Source organism: Tractidigestivibacter sp., assembly GCF_050946515.1.
In the GTDB taxonomy this organism is placed as follows: Bacteria; Actinomycetota; Coriobacteriia; order Coriobacteriales; family Atopobiaceae; genus Tractidigestivibacter.
Map to the genome: position 1 here is coordinate 1 of NZ_JBMNUX010000016.1, position 14779 is coordinate 14779.

At 60.3% G+C, this 14779-nt stretch carries 13 protein-coding genes; 8 read left to right on the plus strand and 5 right to left on the minus strand.

Going from position 1 to position 14779, the window contains the following annotated elements:
• Positions 1 to 179: 179 nt before the first annotated feature.
• On the minus strand, positions 180 to 2513 hold the full coding sequence (locus ACOYJL_RS08995) for a formate C-acetyltransferase/glycerol dehydratase family glycyl radical enzyme (protein WP_433569894.1): 2334 nt from the start codon (positions 2511 to 2513) through the stop codon (positions 180 to 182).
• Between the two features lie 155 nt (positions 2514 to 2668).
• Between ACOYJL_RS08995 and ACOYJL_RS09000 the strand changes: the two genes are divergently transcribed.
• Positions 2669 to 3382, plus strand: coding sequence for a ribulose phosphate epimerase (locus tag ACOYJL_RS09000; RefSeq protein ID WP_433569895.1), 714 nt, complete (start codon positions 2669 to 2671; stop codon positions 3380 to 3382).
• 148 nt (positions 3383 to 3530) lie between these two features.
• Entirely contained in the window at positions 3531 to 4286 is a 756-nt protein-coding gene (locus ACOYJL_RS09005) for a DeoR/GlpR family DNA-binding transcription regulator (protein ID WP_433569896.1), read from the plus strand.
• A 103-nt stretch (positions 4287 to 4389) separates the two neighbouring features.
• Here ACOYJL_RS09005 and ACOYJL_RS09010 read toward each other — a convergent pair whose 3' ends face one another.
• Together ACOYJL_RS09010 and ACOYJL_RS09015 are read right to left on the minus strand one after the other, a co-directional pair.
• The gene (locus ACOYJL_RS09010; protein WP_433569897.1) at positions 4390 to 5493 is read right to left on the minus strand and encodes a PTS fructose transporter subunit IIC; all 1104 of its coding nucleotides are present in this window, start codon (positions 5491 to 5493) and stop codon (positions 4390 to 4392) included.
• Positions 5494 to 5507: 14 nt separating this feature from the next.
• Positions 5508 to 5816, minus strand: coding sequence for a PTS fructose-like transporter subunit IIB (locus ACOYJL_RS09015; RefSeq protein ID WP_433569898.1), 309 nt, complete (start codon positions 5814 to 5816; stop codon positions 5508 to 5510).
• 307 nt (positions 5817 to 6123) lie between these two features.
• Between ACOYJL_RS09015 and ACOYJL_RS09020 the strand changes: the two genes are divergently transcribed.
• Together ACOYJL_RS09020 and ACOYJL_RS09025 are read left to right on the plus strand one after the other, a co-directional pair.
• Positions 6124 to 8040 (plus strand): PASTA domain-containing protein, encoded by a 1917-nt coding sequence (locus ACOYJL_RS09020; protein WP_433569899.1) that lies wholly within the window; start codon positions 6124 to 6126, stop codon positions 8038 to 8040.
• A complete protein-coding gene (locus ACOYJL_RS09025) occupies positions 8030 to 8281 on the plus strand; it encodes a hypothetical protein (RefSeq protein ID WP_433569900.1) in 252 nt (83 codons plus the stop codon). The genes ACOYJL_RS09020 and ACOYJL_RS09025 overlap by 11 nt, the downstream gene beginning before the upstream one ends.
• A gap of 30 nt (positions 8282 to 8311) precedes the next feature.
• On the opposite strand, the gene ACOYJL_RS09030 is transcribed toward ACOYJL_RS09025, so the two are convergent.
• Positions 8312 to 8956: a hypothetical protein gene (locus tag ACOYJL_RS09030; RefSeq protein WP_433569901.1), complete on the minus strand. Its 645-nt coding sequence runs from the start codon at positions 8954 to 8956 to the stop codon at positions 8312 to 8314.
• Positions 8957 to 9237: 281 nt separating this feature from the next.
• On the opposite strand from ACOYJL_RS09030, the gene ACOYJL_RS09035 reads away from it, so the two are divergent.
• Entirely contained in the window at positions 9238 to 9657 is a 420-nt protein-coding gene (locus ACOYJL_RS09035) for an Hsp20/alpha crystallin family protein (RefSeq protein ID WP_433569902.1), read from the plus strand.
• A gap of 97 nt (positions 9658 to 9754) precedes the next feature.
• Here the strand turns inward: ACOYJL_RS09035 and ACOYJL_RS09040 are convergent, their stop codons facing one another.
• Positions 9755 to 10579, minus strand: a complete 825-nt coding sequence (locus ACOYJL_RS09040; RefSeq protein WP_433569903.1) for an MBL fold metallo-hydrolase — start codon at positions 10577 to 10579, stop codon at positions 9755 to 9757.
• Positions 10580 to 10700: 121 nt separating this feature from the next.
• On the opposite strand from ACOYJL_RS09040, the gene tilS reads away from it, so the two are divergent.
• From tilS to ftsH, 3 genes are read left to right on the plus strand one after another with little or no spacing between them, the layout of a single operon-like run.
• The gene (tilS, locus tag ACOYJL_RS09045) at positions 10701 to 12206 is read left to right on the plus strand and encodes a tRNA lysidine(34) synthetase TilS (RefSeq protein WP_433569904.1); all 1506 of its coding nucleotides are present in this window, start codon (positions 10701 to 10703) and stop codon (positions 12204 to 12206) included.
• A 26-nt stretch (positions 12207 to 12232) separates the two neighbouring features.
• Positions 12233 to 12784 carry a hypoxanthine phosphoribosyltransferase gene (hpt, locus tag ACOYJL_RS09050; RefSeq protein WP_433569905.1) on the plus strand — a complete coding sequence of 184 codons (552 nt, stop codon included), beginning with the start codon at positions 12233 to 12235 and terminating at the stop codon, positions 12782 to 12784.
• 21 nt (positions 12785 to 12805) lie between these two features.
• Positions 12806 to 14770, plus strand: coding sequence for an ATP-dependent zinc metalloprotease FtsH (gene ftsH / locus ACOYJL_RS09055; protein ID WP_433569906.1), 1965 nt, complete (start codon positions 12806 to 12808; stop codon positions 14768 to 14770).
• Positions 14771 to 14779: the final 9 nt, after the last annotated feature.

Below are 14779 nucleotides of genomic sequence, written 5' to 3' on the forward strand. Positions count from 1 at the left end.
GGGGTTGCAGCACCACGGGCAGCGAAAGGGGCAGCCCTTGAGAAACGCCACCGTGCGGATGCCGCCCCCGTCATGGAGCGAGAAGCGCTGGATGTTGGCGACAAGCCCGGTGGGCTCGGCGCCGTCTGCGGCCCCCGTGAGCTGCCCTTCGTTTGCCATGTGACGCCTTTCTCGCCGCGTTAAAGCACGTGCTCCGTCCTGTTGATGATATCGTCCTGGATTGCCTTGGAGAGCTCGACGAACATGGCTGAGTAGCCCGCCACGCGCACGACGAGGTCTTGGTGCTTCTCGGGGTGCGCCTGCGCGTCGAGCAGCGTCGCGCGGTCAACGACGTTGAACTGGATGTGCTGAATCTTGAGGCGCGAGAAACTCCTGAGGTAGGCCATCAGCTTCTGCAGCCCCTCCTCGCCGGCGAGCGTCGAGGGCGAGAACTTGACGTTAAGCAGCGATCCGTTGGTGTCGAGGACGTTGTCGAGCTTGGAGACGGAAAGCAGGCTCGCCGTGGGGCCGTGCTTGTCGCGGCCGACCATGGGCGAAAGGCCACCATCGGCCAGCTGCTCTCCCGCGCGTCGTCCGTCCGGCGTGGCGCCCACCGCGGCGCCCAGCGGGATGTGCGCCGAAACGGTGTAGCTGCCGGGCTGGAACGTGCCGCCGCGCACGTTGCGGTACTTGGCGACCTCCTCGCCGTAGTGCTGCAGGAAGTGGCGGCCGAGCTCGTCGACCTCGTCCACGTCGTTTCCGTACTTCGCGTAGCCGTTGATGAAGCGCTGGCGAATGACCTCGTCGCCGTCGTCGGTCCAGTTGCGGTCGAGAATCTGCAGGAGATGGCCCCACGACATGGCCTTCTCCTCAAAGACCACCTTCTTGATAACGTAGAGCGAGTCGGCAAGGTTCGCGGTGCCGACGCCCTGCACGCCCGACGGGTTGTAGCGCGCGCCGCCTGACGTGATGTCGCGTCCGTTCTCGGTGCAGTCGTGCACGAGCACGGAGAGGAACGGCGTGGGCGAGGTCTCGCGGTGCGCCTCGTCGCAGACGTTGCAGCCGCGCACCATGAGCGCCACGTAGCGGTCGATGGTCTTCTCCAGCGCCGCCTCCAAAGCCTCAAAGCTCTCGAACCCCTCGCGGTGCTCGTGCATCGTGATCTCGAGGCAGCGCATCATGTTGAACATGCTGATGTCGTGCAGGCCGTACATGCGTCCAGGTATGGAGAGCTCCACGCAGCCCACGACGCCGTAGTCGCGCGCGTCGGCAAGCGAGACCCCGCGGCCGACGAACGAGTCGATGTTGACCTCGTCGTTGAAGCACTGCGGCATGCCGTCGCCCAGGCGGATGATCTCGGCGGCCTTGTGCAGCAGGTCGTCAGGGGTGTTCTTGTGAATGCGGATGCTCAGGTTGGGCTGCGGCAGGCGTGTGTCGCGCTGCACGTCCAGGAGCAGCTGCGAGAGCTCGTTGGACGCGTCGTTGCCGTTCTCGTCCACGCCACCCACGACGATGTTGTAGCCGATGGGGAAGCCGGCGAAGAAGCGAGCGCTGTCGGTGGAGCGCACCGCGATGATCGTGTTGACCTTGAGGTAGAAGCACTGGATGAGCTCGCGAATCTGGGCGTCGGTGGCGCCGGCAGCCTTGGAGGCGCGGTAGTAGGGGAGAAGGTACTGGTCCATGCGCCCCAGCGAGAGCGAGCTGGCGTTGGACTCGTGCTGCAGCGCGACGGAGAGGAGCCAGACGAGCTGCAGCGCGTCGTAGAGGTCGCGTGCGGGCTCGGTGGCCACGTGAGCGAGGATGTCCGCGATGCGGGCGAGCTCGGTGGCGCGCTCGGGCGTCTCGGCGGGGGCGACGGTTGCGTGCGCGTCTGAGATGGGTTTGCCCTCGGCTGCCTCGCGAACGATGCGCTCGTAGCGGTGCACGTACTCGATCATTGCCTCGTAGCAGATGACGCCTGCCTGGTAGAACTCGTTGTCGGGCTCGGCCGCCAGGTGCTCGCGGAGCTCGGCGAGAATCGAGCCTAGGCCGCGAGTGAGCACCTCGCCGAAGTCGGCGATGATGTGTCCCTGGCCCTTGTCGGTCTGGGCGACGGCGAAGACGCGGTCCTTCTCGGCGGCGGCAACCTCGGCGGGGCGGTGGGCCGTGTACCAGTCGTTCAGCGAACGGCCGGACCAGTAGGGATAAAGCACCTCACGGTACGTCGCCTTGTCCTTCTCGGACATCTCGAAGGTGTCCTGCGGGCGCGTGGGGAACTCGTCCAGCTCGTCCAAAATCCAGTAGGGCGACATCTCGGGCGAGACGACGCCGGCGCGGGGACGCTCGCTGCGGTTGCCGACCAAGAGGTCGTAGCCGTCGATCACGATCTGGTGGTTCTCAAGGAGGTGGCGGAAGGCCTTCGCGCGGCGGATGATGGGCCGCTCGCCCTCCGTCTTTTGGTAGCTCTCCATGTAGAGGAGGCCGCGCTCCAACGAGATGCGGCGCTTCTCGGCAAAGAGGCTCTCTTTGATGTGTTTGGTTCGCGCAGTGAGCATGATGCCTCCAACAAGACGAACGGGTAGGTTTCTTTTCACTCTCAGTATATCCGATTTTATCCTATTTACAATAGAGTTCCTATCTATTATTATTGTTTCGTTCAGATTTTGGTTGAAATGCCCTGCCGAATACTCGAGACAGCTTGGAGCGCGCTATGGATGTCAGAATTTCTCCTTCTCTCATGTGCATGGACCTCATGCACATCGCCGACGAGATTGGCAAGCTCGAGGTCATCGCGGATGAGTACCATGCCGACATCATTGACTGGCACTACTGCCGCAACATGTCGCTTGCCCCCTGCTTTATCGAGGGGATTCGGGGGATAACGAAAAAGCCCATCGAAGCGCATCTGTATGTCGACAATATCGACGCCGAGCTTGTCGAGCTCTGCATGGACTCGGGCGCCAGCATCGTGACGATGCCGCCCGAGGTCATTGAGCGGCAGGTGTATAGGCTCAAGCGGCTCACCGAGGGCCGAGGCGTCGGCTTTGGCGTCTTCATCAACCCTGCCGTCTCGCTCGACGTGGTCGAGCCGTACCTTGACCAGCTTAACCGCCTGCTCATCTTGACTGTGGACCCGGGGTTTGCGGGTCAGCCCTTTGTCGAGTCATCGCTGCGGAAGATCGAGGCAGCCGCCAAGCGGCGAGACCAGCTGGGCCTTTCTTTTGACATCGAGGTGGACGGTTGCTGCAACGAGCGCTACTACCGTCGGCTACGCGATGCGGGTGCCGATATCTTTGTGCTGGGCGGGAGCGGCCTGTTCAAGAAGGACCCAGACACGGCGCGCGCCATTCAGATTGCGCGTGGCCTGCTCGAGCGCGAGCTCGCGCCGACGGCCACAGCAGCTCAGGCCGCGGAGTGTGCCTAGGCGCCTCATCAAGAGCTTAACGGCGCGAGACCCTGGCCAGGCGGCTGGCCCGGGTCTCGCGCTATTTTATTCTGAGTTTGGGGAAGAATTGTTCTATCGTGTTTTGTAGTAGTTCGGACTTTTCAGGACAGTGCGTGACGGGAGTGCCATGTTTCTCAAAGAGCGCCAGGACAAGATCGTCGAGATAATCAATGCGGAAGGGCGTGTGACGGTGCCTGACCTGGCATCGAAGTTCGGCGTCACGGAGGACTGCATTCGAAAGGACCTGAAGCAGCTTGACGCGCGTGGCGCGCTCAAGAAGGTCTACGGCGGCGCCATCAGCGTCGCAACCACCCCCGAGCGCAACGTAAGCAAGCGCATCAGCGTCAACACCTCCGAGAAGCGCGTGATTGCGGAGAAGGCCTACGACCAGATTGCGCAGGGCGACACGATTTTTCTCGACGTGTCTACCACCAACCTGTCGCTCGCCGAGATCATCGCCAAGGGCACTAAGCAACTCTCGATAGTTTCGAACATGATGGAGATTCTCCGCGTCCTCTCGACCAATCCAGCGCTCAACGTTTTAGGAACAGGAGGAAGCGTCAACACCGAGCTCGACGGCTTCATGGGCTCGATGACCCTCAAGACGCTTGAGCCCATGCGTTTTGACAAGGCGTTTCTCGGCGCCTTGGCCGTCGATTTGGAGGAGGGTGACGTGTTCACCTACGTGTGGGACGATGCTCTCATCAAGCAGCTCGTGCTCCACAACTCAGCCCGTTCGTTTCTGGTTGCCGATGCGCACAAGTTTGAGGCCACGGGCAACTACGCCTACGCGAAGATTTCCGAGTTTGATGGCGTGATTACCGACAAACCGAGCGCCAAGCTACGCTCGAAAATCAAGGCGCTCGGCTCGATGGTGATGTAGCTCCAGGCAAGGCGTACGTGCGGCGCTCGTTTTGCCGGCTGCTGACTGGTCAAGAAAAAGAGGGCCCCTTTGCCGGGGCCCTCTCTCGTCTCTGCGAAGGAGACTACATCTCGATGCTGAGCTCGAGAATCTGATCGTCGTCAGCGCTCTCTTCGATGGACTGGTCCTCAGTGATGGGCTTGCGCGCGATGCCCATGAGGATGGCTCCCACGAAGCTCCCGACGACAATGGCGAGGCAGTAGGCGAGCGGGTTGGTGGTGATGGGTGCGACGATGAATCCGCCCCAGGGCGCGGGATCGCCGGCGCCGAGCAGCATCGAAATCGCTCCACCGAGCCCGCCGGCAATCATGAGCTGGGGAATGGTGCGCAGCGGTGACTCAGCGGCAAAGGGGATGGCACCTTCGGAGATTGAGACGCAGCCCATGACCAGGGCGGCCTTGCCGGCCTCGCGCTGCTCGCTGGAGTAGCGATTGCGGAACATGAGCGTGGAGATGCCGCAGGCGAGCGGCGGGATTGCGCAAGAGACGCCGACGGCGGCCATGACCTGCATTGCCTGAGTAGAGGGGAGACCGGTGGCGGCGTCGACCGTGCCAACCATGCTCACGCCAAACGTGTAGGCGACCTTGCCGATGGGGCCTCCCATGTCGGTGCAGTCCATGGCGCCAAGGATGATGCCAAGAATGACTGCATTGCCGGTAGACATCGTGTTGAGCCAGTTGGTCAGCGCGCTCATGATTGCGGCAATCGGCTGACCAACGAGGAAGAGCATGACGCAGCAGACGGCAAGGGTATCGACAAGCGGGACGATGAAGATTGAGACGACCGAGCTCATCGACTTTGGGACCTTGATCTTCTTGAGATAGAAAGCAAGGATGCCTGCAAGAAGACCAGAGAAAAGACCGCCGAGAAAGCCCGCGCCTATCGAATTGGCGATGTATCCCCCAATGAAGCCCGGTGCGATGCCGGCTCGGTCAGCCATGGAGTAGGCGATGTAGCCCGAGAGCACCGGGACCATCAGGCCAAGGCCGGCAGAGCCAATCTGCGCTATGAGCCCGAGCGCTCCTTCGGTGGGGACTGAGTTGGTGCCTCCGAGTGCAACGCAGACGGCGAGCGTCACGCCGCCCGCGACGGCAAAGGGAATCATGTAGGAAACGCCGGTCATCACGTGCTTTTTGGTGCCTTTGAGCAGCATCGCGAGGTCAGACATCTGTGCCCCTCTCCCTAGCCGAGCTTTGCGATCAAGGTCTTGATGATGGAGCCGCCCTTTGAGATGCAGGCCTCGGTGCCCACGCGCACGATGGGCTTGCCCGCGAAGCGCTCCTCGCCTTTGATTCCGATGTCGTTGGTCAAAATGACGGCGTCGGCCGCGGCGATTTCCTCTGGCGTGAGCTCGTTTTCAACGCCGAGCGACCCCTGGGTCTCAACATGAATCCCGCAGCCGTACTTCTTGGCGGCGTCCTTCAGGCCTTGCGCCGCCATGTAGGTATGCGCGACTCCAGACGGGCAGGCTGTAACTGCGACGAACTCCATCACATGCTCCAATCTCTCCGATTTAAACGACACTTACTATCATTTCCTATTGTTTTAACGCGGTTCGAATTGTAGAGGTCTTCTTCGATGAATTCAACGTTATCTCTATTGTTCTTTATTGTTTTGTCGCTAAACGGGCGAATTTGACGGGTAATCGTAGCCTCCAAACGCGCTGCCGACCGAATTCTTCTCTCGAGAAGGTGTATAGGCGGGTCTTAGTTCCGGTAAATGATTGGCAGCTCATGGCATTACTTGGGCCATTGGTTCAAAATGGGTGGCATCGTTAGGTCGCATGGGAGGACGTGCCATGGCAGATTCAGAACTCGAGAAAAACGGCGCAGCTGAGAAGGGCACCCCTGATGAAGGTGCCGATTCTGCGAAGCGGCAAGCTGAAAATACGAGCGAAGACCCCGAGGCCACAGTGCTGATGGAGCAATCGGATGCGGATGCTCCGGAAGGCAATCCCGCAGAAGAAGGCTCCGAGGCGGCCTCTTCCGCTTCGGAAGGACCCGCTGATTCCGATGCGACGGTGTTGATGCCGTCTGACTCTGATGCGACTACGACTGCTTCCGATGACGAGGAGACATCGCTCATCAATGACGAGGACCTGACGCACATCATTACTCCCGAGATGGCGGAGAGAGCTGGCGGCAAGCACATGTCGCCAATCCCCACCAGCGACGATGACGATATGCCCACCATTGTGGTTCCCGTTTCGTCTCCCTCCTCGTCGGAGGGTCCCGACGGCATCGACGCCCTTGATGACCCGTATGCGCCCGTCTACAACGAAGCTGACTTCACCAAGCCCGTTGCGCCGGTTGCGATTGGCTCGCCTGTTTCTGAGGAGGGGATGAACGGGGGGCGCGTGCACATCATTGGCATTGTGCTCGTTGCCGTCTTCATTGCCGCTGTGGCCGGCTTCTTTATTTACCAGGCCTATCAGAACGAATACTGGGGCGGAAAGACTGTTCCCAACGTAATTGGCAAGACGGAGACCGAGGCGCTCTCGACGCTCTCGCCGCTTGGCTTTGACGTTTCGACCGAAGAGGCAGAGTCCGACGAGGCGGTTGGCACAGTCATTGCGTCTGATCCGGAGCCAGGCGTGCGTACCGACATGTCGCTGCATGTGACGCTTACCATTGCAAAGGCCCGAACGATCCCCACTGTCACGGGGCTGTCCGTTGATGACGCGAAGCAGGCGCTCTACGATGCGGGTGCAAAAAACATCAGCATCAAGTATCAAAGCTCAGACGAGACGGAGGGCACCGTGTTGAGCGTTGACCCCGGAGAGGGGGAGACGTTTGTCTCGTCCGACCAGATTACCCTGACTGTGGCCGAGCCCTACACGGTTCCTGACGTAACCGGCATGACGCTTGAGGACGCCGAGCAAGAGATTGAAGACGCGGGGCTTACCTACACGATCGCCTATGACTCCGAGACTGTAGTTGCAAAGTCCAAGCGCAATCAGGTTCTCTCGACTGACCCCGAGGCCGGCACCGAAGTCAAGGGCGGCACCACAGTTACCATTACGATGCCCGAGGCCAAGCTAACCAACTACTATTACCTGACCGAGTACTTTGACATCTCACCTGCAGACCTCGACGCCTATCTAACCAAGCAGGGGTTCTCGCTTACTGCGGGAACGACCCTCTCCAGCGGAAATGCGGCTGCGGTTTACAGCAACGACTCGATCACCATCGCAATTACCGACAACCCCGAGTACGAGACAAGCTCGAGCATCACGGGCAGCGACAACCCTCTTGAGAACGGCTCGCAAGTCGGAGGCGTTCGCTTGGAGGCGGCTGCGTCTGATCTGAGCTCTTCTGTGACAATCAGCACCACAGGCCTGAACGCGGTCATGAGCCTATGCAATCTGTCCAACCTTCTCTCGTCGTGCACCGATGTATCGGTTCAAGGTGACGCGACGATTGACAGCTCAGCGGACTTCATCTGCGGCTATGGCACGGCAGACGGCTATACATGGGTGATCGTTATCGGAAAGACCAAGTCTGAGGCAACGCAGGTGGTCGTCAGCGTTGTGCCGGAAAGCTACTACGAAGAGCTCGACCTCAGCGAATTCAACGATGACATCGCAAGCTACGTTGCGTCCCTCTCGTATCCCGGCACCAGCAGCGATAATGACACGTCGTCAACGTCGTCGGACTCAACGACGTCGACGACGACGAGCGAGACTTCACAAGGGGAGAAAACGAGTGGCAACTAGCGATAAAGCGGACAAGGAAATGCGCGAGAGGGGCGTTTCCGGAGCGTCTGTCTCCGGTGGCTTGGGTGCCGGTGCCAAGTCGCAGCGAGCACCTCGGTCGATTCCGGCGCAAGAAGACGCCGAGGCTCGTGCAGAAGCCGAGTTCATTCGTGCGGAAAACGAAGACGATGACGGCTACGATCCCTATTCAGACAGAAGGCCTGCCGCCGAGCCGCTCTTTGAGCGCGACCCGTGGGACTAGGCCTCCTCTTCGCTTGGCTTTTCGACCGCTCTAACCGGTTGCGCCCCAATTAATCTGCATGTATTGCCATACAAAGTAGACGACAACCGCCAGAACCACAATGACCACGATGAGGGCAATTGTGGAGCGGATGCGCGACTTGCGCTCGCGCGACGCAAAGATGTCGCGGCGACCCTTGGGAATCTCGAGGTACTGCCCATAGTGAAGGTCGCGCCGCAGCTGCGTCATCTCTGAGCGCGAGCGACGATACGAGCGGCCAGACACAAGCCCGCCACGGTTCGAGTAGCTTGAATCATGGGTAAAGCGCTCGCTGTCCTCATCGTCAGCCAAGTCGTCGATTGGCGCTACGGTGCGGTGCGCGGGGCGGGCACGCGTGTAGCGGCGGGGCTGAGCCTCTTCTCCCCCAGCCGGCTGCTGGTTCTGCTCGCCTTGCTGGGGCCCTTGGCTCGGGTCCTGCTCGTAGCCCTGCCGCTCGTAGCCCTGCTCACGTTGATCGTATTCTGCAGGCGCCGGGCTCTCGCCACCGTACTCCGGCATTGCGGTCTCATCAGCCGGCGCGCCCGTTGGGGCGGCGCCAACAGACGGCGCCTGATTGGTGTCAGTCCACTCGTCGCGGGATGCGCCGCTCTCGGCAGTGCTCTCCCGCGGCGTATCAAAGTCATCAACCATGCTCATGCAACGTGCCTCCGATTGCGGTTTTTGCATGTAGTGCTACCCATCATAAGACACGATAAGCAAAGTCGTTCCCTCGCCGGCAGGATTGCTCGTCATCGTCACGTCCCCAAGGGATTCTTGGTAAATATCTAAGTCAATAACGCTTAGAAATATTGAGTCAAAAATACTAAGAAAATCTTTGTCTGAGTGTTTAAACCCATGCGAAGGGGGAACATATAACTACGAACACCAAGGGCACCGCAAGAAAGAAGGCGCCCACCAACCCAGAAGGAGTGGTTACTATGGCAAGCATGGTTCCGTACGAGCGTTACGCAAGGGCTCTTCGCAATTGGCCGTTCGATGCATTCGATGACTTCTTCGACCAGCCGCTGAGCATCCCTGACACCTTCAGGATGAACGTCGAGGACAAGGGCGATGGCTACGTCGTCACGGCCGAGCTCCCCGGTGTCAAGCGCGATGAGATTGACGTCGAGCTGAACGAGGGCAGGCTTTCCATCTCCGTCGACAAGAAGGAGTCCGACGAGGAGAAGAACAAGAACTACGTCCACAAGGAGACCGGCGAGTGGAGCGCTACGCGTGGCGTGTATCTGAAGGATGCAGCTACCAGCGGCCTTACCGCCAAGCTTGACGGCGGCGTCTTGACGGTCAACATCCCCAAGCAGCAGGAGAAGACCAACGTCACGAAGATCACGATTGACTAACTTCGTAGCGTAAAGCAGCAAAGCTGCAGCATCAGAAGGGCCCGGCGCTCACGCGCCGGGCCCTTTTTTGTGGAAATCTTGGCAACTGCCCCTGCGGCTAGAAGAGCGAGATGGGCGCGTCCTGCGATGCGACGCAGATGCTCAAGTGACCGTCCGGCGTACGCGCTTCGGTAAACGTGCTGTCGGCGGCCTCGGCGCCCACTGCCTTTGAAAGCGTGCGCACAGCTATGCTTGGTCGATTGTTTTCCTGTGAGAGGTGCATGCCTACCACCACCTCGGTATCGTCGGTTAGGAGCTCTTGCAAAGCGGCCGCCGCCTGATCGTTTGAGAGGTGCCCCTTGTTGCTGGCAATTCGGCGCTTGAGATAGCCGGGGTAGGGGCCGGTTGCAAGCATGTTCTCGTCGTGGTTTGATTCGAGTGCCAGAATGCGGCATCCAACAAGCTCCGTCATGGCTTGGTCAGTGAGCATTCCCGTATCGGTGCAATAGCCAACGGCGTCATCAGGTGCATGACCGCTTCCCTCGACCTCAAAGCGAAAGCCAATGGGGTCTGCAACATCATGGCTGGTGGGGAAGACTTTCACCTGCATGCCACAAAGCTCCAGGCAGTCTGAGTGGTCAATTACCGTCGCGGGGAGCTCCGTCAAGTACTTGCGCGCGCCGAGCGTCCCCGCAGTCGCAAAGATACCCCCATTGAAGTGGTTGCAGAACACGGAGAGCCCGCTCACGTGATCAGAGTGCTCGTGCGTCAGAAGAACTGCCTGGACGCGCTCCATGTCAACGCCCAGCTCGTCAGCGCGGCTCAAGAGCGAGCGCCTTGAGATGCCGCAATCGATAAGCACCGAGCCACAGGGTCCTTCTACCACGGCGGCATTGCCCTTTGAGCCCGATGCAAGAATGTGCAGGTGAATCCTTGGTGTCATGTGTCTCCTTGCTAGGTTGCCGAATTCCAAGAGTACCGTTTCTTGCACGCGCACGCGTGTTCTACCCTCCGCGAGTAGAATCATCATGTTGGCATGAGAACCGTGTGTGGGGAGGGCTGACATGACAAGTGTGGCGAGAAGGTATGGCAACGGGCAGGTTCCGTTTGCACATCCAAGCCGCCAGACCGACGACGCGTTGCGTGCGCCTGTCGTGCTCATGGTGTCGGGCGGCGCTGACTCCACGGCCCTTCTCGTGCTGGCTGCCACCTCGGAGCTGGACATCTGCGATGGCCGCGGCAAGGCGCGTATCGCCCGCGAGCGGCTGCATGTGCTGCACGTGAACCACGGGCTGCGTGGAATTGATGCCGACGAGGACGAGGAGTTTGTTCGTGACTTGGCGGCTACCTATGGCATCCCGTGCACGATTCGCCGCGTGGACGTTGCTGCGCTGGCCTCAAAAGTTGGCGACAATAACGTAGAAAATGCTGGTCGAGAAGTGCGCTACCAAGAGGCGGCTCGGCTAGCAAATGAGCTGTCCGCCCAGCTGGGGACGCCGCGCTCTGCCGCGCGAATCCTGACGGCGCATACGGCAGACGATCGAGCTGAGACATTTTTCATGAATGCGATTCGCGGGACGGGGGCGTCGGGGCTCTCGTCCATTCCGCGCCGTCGCAACAGGATCGTGCGTCCGCTGCTTGACAGGACGCATGAGGAGCTTTGCGAGTTCTTGCGTATGCGCGGCATCGTCTGGCGCGAAGACCAGACAAACAGCGACACCCACTATCTGCGCGCCTTTGTCCGCCACGAGGTGATGCCCATGGTGGAGGAGCGTAATCCTCGCGTGGTATCGAGCCTGGCCACTACCTGCGACATCCTCTCTGACGAGAACGCCTATCTTGCCGGAATCGCTGGTCGTACGATGCGCGAGCTCACGCTGCGCCGCGGCGAGGGTTTTGTGGCCCTTGACGCTGCTCGTTTGGCGGCCTGTGACGTGGCGATTGCCCGACGCGTGGTGCGCATGGCAATACTTGCCGTGTGCCCCGACGTTCGCTTGGAGGCGCGCCACGTGGCTGATGCGCTGCGGCTTGTTGCCGTGGGGGCGGGGTCCGTTACCATTCCCATGGGCCTTGACGTGCGCGTTGAGCACGGGCTTCTCATGATACGGTCTCGTGCGGCCTCTTCCGCGCTTGAGGAGGGCTGGCTTGAGGTTCCGGGCGTCATGGACCTCCATGACGGAAGGCACCTCGTGGCCCGCCTTGTCGAGAAGCCGGAGGGAGCCGACCCCGTTGCCCTTGCGCGCTCACATGGGAGCGAGTTTGCGGGCGAGTCGGTGCTCTTGGATGCCGAGGCTTGTGAAATTGACCCACAGGCGGGAGGTCGCCTTTGGGTGGGCTCCGCGCAGCCGGGCGACGTCATGTGCCCGCTTGGCATGCATGGCCAGTCAAAGAAGCTCTCCGATCTGTTGGGAGAAGCGCGCGTGCCAGTGGCGGAGCGTCCCGCCGTGCCCATTGTGCGCACATCTCCCACAGGATCGGTGATATGGGTTGCAGGAATTCGAGCCGACGAGCGGTCGTGCTGCACGCCAACAACGAGGCAATTGCTAGAATTGAGCCTCCAAGGGCAATAGGCGGTCTGTGGCGAAGGGAAGCGTCCATGGAAGAAATGCATCCGGATATTGAGAGCATCGTACTGAGCGAGGAAGACATCAAGAGCATCGTGACCAAGATGGGGGCGGATATTTCTCGCGATTACGAAGGCAAGAATCCGCTGATCGTGGCCGTGCTTCGCGGTGCCTTCATGTTTACAGCCGACCTTATGCGCGCCATCACCGTGCCGTGCTCCGTTGACTTCATGGCTGTCTCGAGCTATGGAAATGGCGTTAAGAGCTCGGGCGTCGTGCGCATCGTGAAGGACCTTGACACTAAGGTTGAAGACCGAGATGTCATCATCGCCGAGGACATCCTTGACTCTGGCCTGACTCTTTCGTACCTCGTGAGGCTTCTGAAGTCGAGGAAGCCCGCCTCTGTTGAAGTGGCGGCTTTCTCGGTGAAGGACATACCCGGTCATACGCCGGCCGTCAATCCTCGGTACGTGGGAACCCACGTGCCCGACGCCTTTATCGTGGGCTATGGCCTTGACTACGCCGAGCGCTATCGCAACCTTCCGTACGTCGGCGTGCTCAAGCGCTCCGTGTACGAAAAGTAACGTCTGCAAGGAGAAACATCTGTGTCTGACAAGAACCCCCTTGACAAGCTTTCGACTCCCCAGGGAGGCGGCCCGCAGCGTCAGCGCAGCACGCTTGTCTCGCTGTTGATCATCGTGCTGATAGCTACGTACCTGATTTACTCGGGCTCCGGATCGCTCGGATCGAGCAACGTCGTCGAGCTTGCAACTAACGAGTTTGTAACTGCCGTAAAGCAGGACCGCGTGAGCTCGGTCACGTATCGGACGTCCGATGCAAGCATAAGCGGCAGCTATTGGCCGAACTCCGAGGACGTCGGAGACGACAGCAAGCTTGTGCAGTTCAAGTCGACCTACGTGGGCACGGACTCGCTTGATGAGCTTCTGGCCGACCATCCCAATACAAGCTACCGGATCGACACCTTTGACATGGAGGGGATTCTGGTCTCGATCATTCCCACCTTGCTTGTGGTGGGCGTCTTCATCTACTTCCTCTATAGGACAGGCGAGCAGAACAACCGAACTATGGACTTTGGCAAGACCAAAGCGCAAACAACGGCCGAGCAGCGTCCCAAGGTGAAGTTCTCTGATGTCGCGGGTATTGATGAGGCAGTTGAGGAGCTCAAGGAGGTTCGCGACTTCCTGAAGGAGCCCGAACGCTATCAAAAGATGGGCGCTAAAATCCCCCATGGCGTGCTTCTGGTTGGGCCTCCAGGCACCGGCAAGACGCTTCTGGCAAAGGCCGTGGCCGGCGAGGCGGGGGTCCCATTCTTTTCTATCTCTGGCTCCGACTTCGTCGAAATGTTCGTGGGCGTCGGCGCAAGCCGCGTACGCGACCTCTTTAAGCAAGCGAAGGCTGCGGCCCCGTGCATCGTCTTCATCGACGAGATCGATGCCGTGGGCCGCCAGCGCGGCGCTGGCCTTGGCGGAGGCCATGACGAGCGTGAGCAGACCCTCAACCAGCTGCTTGTCGAGATGGACGGCTTTGAGGACAACTCTGCGGTAATCCTGATTGCCGCCACTAACCGCCCTGACATCCTTGACCCGGCGCTGCTTCGCCCCGGGCGATTTGACCGTCGCGTGACAGTTGACCGTCCCGATGTTGCCGGTCGCGAGAAGATCCTGCGCGTGCATGCCGCAAACAAGCCCTTTGAGGACAACGTCGACTTCAAGCGCATCGCCAAGATCACCCCAGGCTTTACTGGCGCAGACCTTGCAAACTTGATGAACGAGTCTGCGCTGCTCGCTGCACGTCGCGGTCGTGACAAGATTGGCCAGGACGAGGTAGAAGAGGCGATGGAACGCGTCATTGCCGGTCCCGAGCGCAAGAGCCGCGTCATTTCCGAGAAGGAGCGCCATGTCATTGCCTACCACGAGAGCGGTCACGCCCTGGTTGGCCACATCCTTGAGAACTCCGATCCTGTGCACAAGATTTCGATCGTGAGCCGTGGCCAGGCGCTGGGTTATACCATGCAGATGCCCGAGGAGGATCACTTCCTCGAGACGCGCGACGGCATGCTCGACCAGATTGCCGTGCTGCTTGGCGGCCGCACCGCCGAGGAGCTCTTCTGCGACGACATCACCACGGGCGCATCGAACGACCTCGAACGCGCGACCAAGCTTGCGCGCGAGATGGTGACGCGCTATGGCATGAGCGATGAGCTGGGCACGCAGGTCTTTGGCGAGGCGCAGCACGAGGTCTTCCTCGGTCGCGACTATGCGCAGCACAACGACTACTCCGCCGAGACGGCCAAGAGGATTGACGACGAGGTCGAGCGCATCATGCGCGAGGCGCACGAGCGCGCGCGTGGAGTGCTGGGCGACCGCCGCGAGCAGATGGACACGATGGCAAAGGTCCTTCTTGAGCGCGAGACTGTCGAGGGCGATGCCGTCGACGCCCTTCTCGACAACAAGTGGGACGAATACCTTGCCAGCCACGAGGGCTCACAATCCGGCGAGGCCTCCCAGTCTGATGAGCCTGCCCAAGCTGAGGCGGAAAGCGCGGAGTGAAGCTGCTGT

Excerpts from the sequence above, each read along its gene's own strand:
- ACOYJL_RS09000 (WP_433569895.1), top strand. The coding sequence starts at position 2,669 with ATGGATGTCAGAATTTCTCCTTCTCTCATGTGCATGGACCTCATGCAC.
- tilS (WP_433569904.1), top strand. The coding sequence starts at position 10,701 with ATGACAAGTGTGGCGAGAAGGTATGGCAACGGGCAGGTTCCGTTTGCA.
- ACOYJL_RS09040 (WP_433569903.1), bottom strand. The coding sequence starts at position 10,579 with ATGACACCAAGGATTCACCTGCACATTCTTGCATCGGGCTCAAAGGGC.
- ACOYJL_RS08995 (WP_433569894.1), bottom strand. The coding sequence starts at position 2,513 with ATGCTCACTGCGCGAACCAAACACATCAAAGAGAGCCTCTTTGCCGAG.
- ACOYJL_RS09010 (WP_433569897.1), bottom strand. The coding sequence starts at position 5,493 with ATGTCTGACCTCGCGATGCTGCTCAAAGGCACCAAAAAGCACGTGATG.
- hpt (WP_433569905.1), top strand. The coding sequence starts at position 12,233 with ATGGAAGAAATGCATCCGGATATTGAGAGCATCGTACTGAGCGAGGAA.
- ACOYJL_RS09005 (WP_433569896.1), top strand. The coding sequence starts at position 3,531 with ATGTTTCTCAAAGAGCGCCAGGACAAGATCGTCGAGATAATCAATGCG.
- ACOYJL_RS09030 (WP_433569901.1), bottom strand. The coding sequence starts at position 8,956 with ATGAGCATGGTTGATGACTTTGATACGCCGCGGGAGAGCACTGCCGAG.
- ACOYJL_RS09035 (WP_433569902.1), top strand. The coding sequence starts at position 9,238 with ATGGCAAGCATGGTTCCGTACGAGCGTTACGCAAGGGCTCTTCGCAAT.
- ACOYJL_RS09020 (WP_433569899.1), top strand. The coding sequence starts at position 6,124 with ATGGCAGATTCAGAACTCGAGAAAAACGGCGCAGCTGAGAAGGGCACC.
- ACOYJL_RS09015 (WP_433569898.1), bottom strand. The coding sequence starts at position 5,816 with ATGGAGTTCGTCGCAGTTACAGCCTGCCCGTCTGGAGTCGCGCATACC.